We start from the raw sequence: 4,950 nt of genomic DNA, 5'->3' as shown, positions 1-4,950 counted from the left end.
TTAAACCGTAGGGGCGGGTTCCGAGACGAGCTTTAATGATCAGTAATTATCTCCCTAAACCCGCCCTCTATTCTTAGGCGATCGCATTTTAGATCCGAGAATGAAACAGCCCTGACTATAACAATTTTACCCAGTAATTTTACCAATCAATCTTGAATTTGGGCTGCATATTGTTCTGCACCCAAACCGACTAATAGATGTAATATGCCATCCGGTAAACGTAAAACTCCTTCTACTCCTGCGGTTTTTAAGGCGTTTTCATTAACAAGATTACTATCAATAATTTTGACTCGTAATCGAGTTAACGCCACTGCATCAATGCTTTGAATATTCTGTTTTCCTCCTAGAGCAATAATCATCTCCTGAATTCGATTTTTAGCCTCGGCATCTAAGGTTATTGTGGGTAAAATAGCATCATTTGATGTTGAATTAACCTCTGTCGTTTCCGGTGTGATTTCCTCCACAATATCCGCTTCTGGCCCAGCAACTTTCAGATATTCGATCATATCTGTTTTTAAATTTTCTGAACGGGGGCCAAATATCGCTTGAGCACTATTTCCGATTTCTAAAACTCCCGAAGCTCCTAATGCTTTCAGTCGGTTTTTATTCACCTTTTTGATATCATTAACCGTAATCCGTAACCGAGTAATACAAGCATCTAAAGTAGCAATATTACTGCGTCCGCCAAAAGCTCGAACTAACTCCATCGCCATACTCCCAACACCTGTTCCTGCGGTAGTTTCTACGGTTTCTACATCTTCTTCTCGACCCGGAGTTGAGAAATTAAACTGTCGAATTCCAAAGTAAAACACACAGAAATATAAAGCAGCAAAAAACGGCCCCAAGGCAGGAATTAACCAAGCTTTTGTTCCTAAACTATTAAACAGGAAAAAGTCAATAAACCCTTGGGAAAAAGTAAATCCCATCCGTCCACCCAAGGCAACAAATAACCAATCACAAAACCCAGCCATTAACGCATGAACAGCGTATAAAGGCGGGGCTACAAACATAAATGAAAATTCAATCGGTTCGGTAATTCCGGTTAAAAAAGAGGTAAAAGCAGCAGAGATCATAATCCCTCCCGTTAACACTCGATTTTTAGGTTTTGCAGCCCGCCAAATTGCGATCGCAGCCGCAGGTAAACCGAACATTTTAAACCAATAAGCACCCCCTAAAATTCCCGCCGTTGGGTCGCCTGCAAAGAAGCGATTAATATCTCCGGTGACGACTCTATTTGTAATTGGATCAGTAAATGATCCGATTTGGAAAAAGAAAGGAACATTCCAAATATGATGTAATCCAAAGGGTAATAATAATCGTTCTACAACCCCATAAATTGCTGCGGTAATACTCACATTTCCACCGGATGCAGCAGCATTAGCAGCCGTAGAAATCGCGTCTCCAATGGGCGGCCAGATGACGCTCATTAGTATTCCCATTGCGATCGCAGCAAAGGAAGTCACAATCGGAACAAATCGTTTTCCGGCAAAAAATCCCAAATATTGAGGGAGTTGAATTCTGAAAAAACGGTTAAATAAATAAGCCGCCACACAGCCCATAATTAAACCGCCAAATACCCCCGTATCTAACGAAGGAATTCCCATCACTTTAACTAAATCATCAGGATTAAACCCAAATAAAGTAGTAGAAGCAGCCCCTAACGCAGCCACAAAAACCACAAATCCCACCGTCGCAGCTAAAGCCGCAACCCCATCATTTTCAGCAAATCCAATCGCAACGGAAATCGCAAAAATAATCGGTAAATTCCCAAAAATTGCATCCCCAGCCGTCTTCATAATGTTAGCTAACCAGTCGGGTAACCACCAAAATTTAGGGGAAGAAATCGTTCCTGATGCCAGATTTTGTATTTCAATTAAACGAGCGCTACCCAATCCCAATAATAAGCCAGCAATGGGTAAAACCGAAACGGGAAGCATTAAAGACTTTCCCATTTTTTGTAATAAAGCAAAAGCGTTTTTTAGCATTGTTTTTCTTAAGTAGTGAGTCCTTCAGGACTCGATCAAATGTAGTGAGTCCTTCAGGACTCGATCAAATGTAGTGAGTCCTTCAGGACTCTATCAAACATTGTTACTGATAACTGATAACTGATAACTGATAACTGATAACTGATTAAAGCGCCCGAACATCCGCCCCCGTTTCTGCATTTAACGCTTTTTGGGCTAATTCTTGACATTGAACTAAACTTAATTCTCGAATTTGTGCCTTAATTGTGGGAATACTCGGAACACTTACACTTAATTCCTTCACCCCCAAACCAATTAATAATGGAATTGCTTGCGGATCACTAGCAATACCGCCACAAACTCCCACCCATTTCCCTTGTTTTGTGGCTCCTTTTACCGTTAAATCAATTAATCGTAAAATAGCCGGATTTAACCCATCAACATAAGGAGCAAGTTTAGGATGTCCGCGATCCATCGCTAAAGTATATTGGGTTAAATCATTAGTTCCAATCGAGAAGAAGTCAACCTCTTTAGCAAACTGTTCAGCCATTACCGCCGCCGAGGGAACTTCCACCATAATTCCCACAGAAATAGCCGGAAGATTTAACTTTTCTCGTTCTTCTTCTAACATCGCTTTTGCCATTTTAATCTCTTCTAATCGGGCAATCATCGGGAACATAATTCGCAACATTCCCGCCTCAGATGATCTTAAAATAGCTCGGAATTGAGTTCTTAAAATTTCAGGACGATCAAACCCAACTCTAATTCCCCGTTCCCCCAAAAAAGGATTCTCTTCATGGGGAATCGGTAAATAGGGTAAAGGTTTATCTCCTCCGACATCTAACGTCCGAATAATTAACGGCCGTTCCTTCCCTAAAACCTGGGCAATACTACTATAAATTTCCGTTTGTTCGTCTTCTGTAGGCGCAGAAGCACGCTCCATAAACACAAATTCCGTTCGCAATAAACCAACCCCTTCTCCTCCTAATTCAACGGCTGTTTCCGCATCTAATTTACTGCCAATATTTGCCACAATTTCCATCCGATATCCATCGGTGGTGATGGCGGGTTTCATGGCATTAGCAACATCCTGTTCTCGCTTTTTAGCAATCTGAATTTGCAGGGTTTTTACCCGTTCCATTTCCGTCGGAGTCGGGTTTAATTTCAACGTTCCTTTACTGCCATCTAAAATAACAGGAGTTCCATCGGGTAAATCTAATACTTGCGCTTCCGTTCCGGCGATCGCGGGAATTTCCATTGAACGGGCTAAAATCGCAACGTGAGAGGTCGCCCCCCCCGCAACAGTACAGAATCCAATCACTTTAGATCGATCTAAAGTTGCCATATCTGAAGGAGTTAAATCTTCAGCAATTAATATCGTATTATCAGGATAAATCGGCCCCGTTAATGTAACTCCCATGAGAATTCTTAATACCCGTTGTCCCACATCTCGGACATCATTTGCCCGTTGGGATAACAATTGATTTTGTAATTTTGCTAATTGTTCGGCACTATTTGTAAAGGTTTGTTTCCAGGCAAAAGCGGCACTTTTCCCCTTATCAATCGTACTGGTAGCAATATCAATTAATTCGGGATCTTCTAATAATTCTTGGTGAGCGGCAAAAATCGCTGACTTGCTCGGATCGCCCTGGCCATGAACATTAGCGCGTAACGCTTCTACCTCTAATTGGGCCTGTTCAATCGCCGCCTCTAACTTACGCCGTTCTGTATTGGGGTTTTCGCCCTTTTCTGCCACCTCAATTTCCTGTTCCCTTACCCGGAACGTCTGACCGACAGCCACCCCAGAGGATGCAGCCACCCCTAAAACCAGATTCGGATCATCAGAACGCCGACGGGGAGCCGGATTTGATATTTCCCCTTGAGCAACACTCGCCGGGGAAGCGATCGGGGCGGTTCCTTCTTCTCCCAAACCGGAACGGAGCGCATCAGAGAGTTCAGCGATCGCTTCTGCCGCATCGGGCCCTTGGGCGACTAAAACCACCCGATCCCCATGATTAACTTCTAACCCCATTAACCCGACAACGCTGCGAATATTGGCGTCTTGATCGCCCCGTTGTAACCGAATTTTAGATTGATATTTTTTAGCTAAATTTGCTAAGACAGCCGAAGGTCTAGCGTGTAATCCTGTAGGATTAGGAATAATAATTTCATCAGAAGTAATTGTCTCGGCAGAAATCGGGGTATTTTCACTAACTTTGGGGGCTAAAGTTAGTTCTAAAATCACAGTTTCTCCGGCGATAACATTACCGGAACTGGTTTGAAAAGTTGCGACTTGATCACTATTAGTAATCACAATTTGGGTGAGCAAACTTTTAGCATTTAGAGCTACATAATCGAGATCAAATTCGATTAACGGATCACCCGTTTGAATGCGATCGCCCATTTTAACTTTAGGCTTAAACCCTTCACCCCGCAACGTTACGGTATCTAAACCAATGTGCATCAATACTTCTAAGCCTTCAGGGGTTAGAAGCGTCACCGCATGATGGGAGGGATGGAGTTGTATGACTTCCCCATCACAAGGAGCAATTAAAACTTGACTCACGGGGTCAATAGAAATCCCATCCCCAACCATTTTTTGAGCAAATACCGGGTCTGGAACTTGTTCAAGGGGTAGAATATACCCGGATAAAGGTGCTTTTAATAGAACGCCAGTCCCTTTGGCAACTGGTGTTACAGTATTAATCATTATTAAGCCCTATTTCAATTTTAGTTTTTTAATCAGGGTCGGTTGTCAAACCCTGGATATTGTTTAAGATACAATTAACCTTTTGCCATTGTTCAAAAATTTCGATTTTGTTTTAATTTGCAACAATTCTTAATATATAGCAAGTCTAAATCAGTTATACATCAGACTTAAAATCCAATTCATCGTAGGGGCGAGGCGCGCCCATTAGTGTCAACTTAAGCCAAAAACTGGTGATTATAGCCCAGATTAGATCCCCCTAAATCCCCCTTAAAAAGG

2 protein-coding genes are annotated in these 4,950 nt (G+C 42.3%); both read right to left on the bottom strand.

Annotation, left to right across the window (positions count from 1 at the left end; all coding sequences use genetic code 11):
- Positions 1 to 146: 146 nt before the first annotated feature.
- Positions 147 to 1,985 carry a glucose-specific PTS transporter subunit IIBC gene (gene ptsG, locus PL8927_RS04950; RefSeq protein WP_083618239.1) on the bottom strand — a complete coding sequence of 613 codons (1,839 nt, stop codon included), beginning with the start codon at positions 1,983 to 1,985 and terminating at the stop codon, positions 147 to 149.
- A gap of 145 nt (positions 1,986 to 2,130) precedes the next feature.
- The gene (gene ptsP / locus PL8927_RS04945) at positions 2,131 to 4,674 is read right to left on the bottom strand and encodes a phosphoenolpyruvate--protein phosphotransferase (protein WP_083618237.1); all 2,544 of its coding nucleotides are present in this window, start codon (positions 4,672 to 4,674) and stop codon (positions 2,131 to 2,133) included.
- Positions 4,675 to 4,950: the final 276 nt, after the last annotated feature.

It is taken from the genome of Planktothrix serta PCC 8927 (assembly GCF_900010725.2).
Lineage (GTDB): Bacteria > Cyanobacteriota > Cyanobacteriia > Cyanobacteriales > Microcoleaceae > Planktothrix > Planktothrix serta.
This window is presented reverse-complemented; position numbering and strand designations above follow the sequence as displayed.

Coding starts and splice junctions, on each gene's coding strand:
- ptsP (WP_083618237.1), bottom strand. CDS start 4,674: ATGATTAATACTGTAACACCAGTTGCCAAAGGGACTGGCGTTCTATTA.
- ptsG (WP_083618239.1), bottom strand. CDS start 1,985: ATGCTAAAAAACGCTTTTGCTTTATTACAAAAAATGGGAAAGTCTTTA.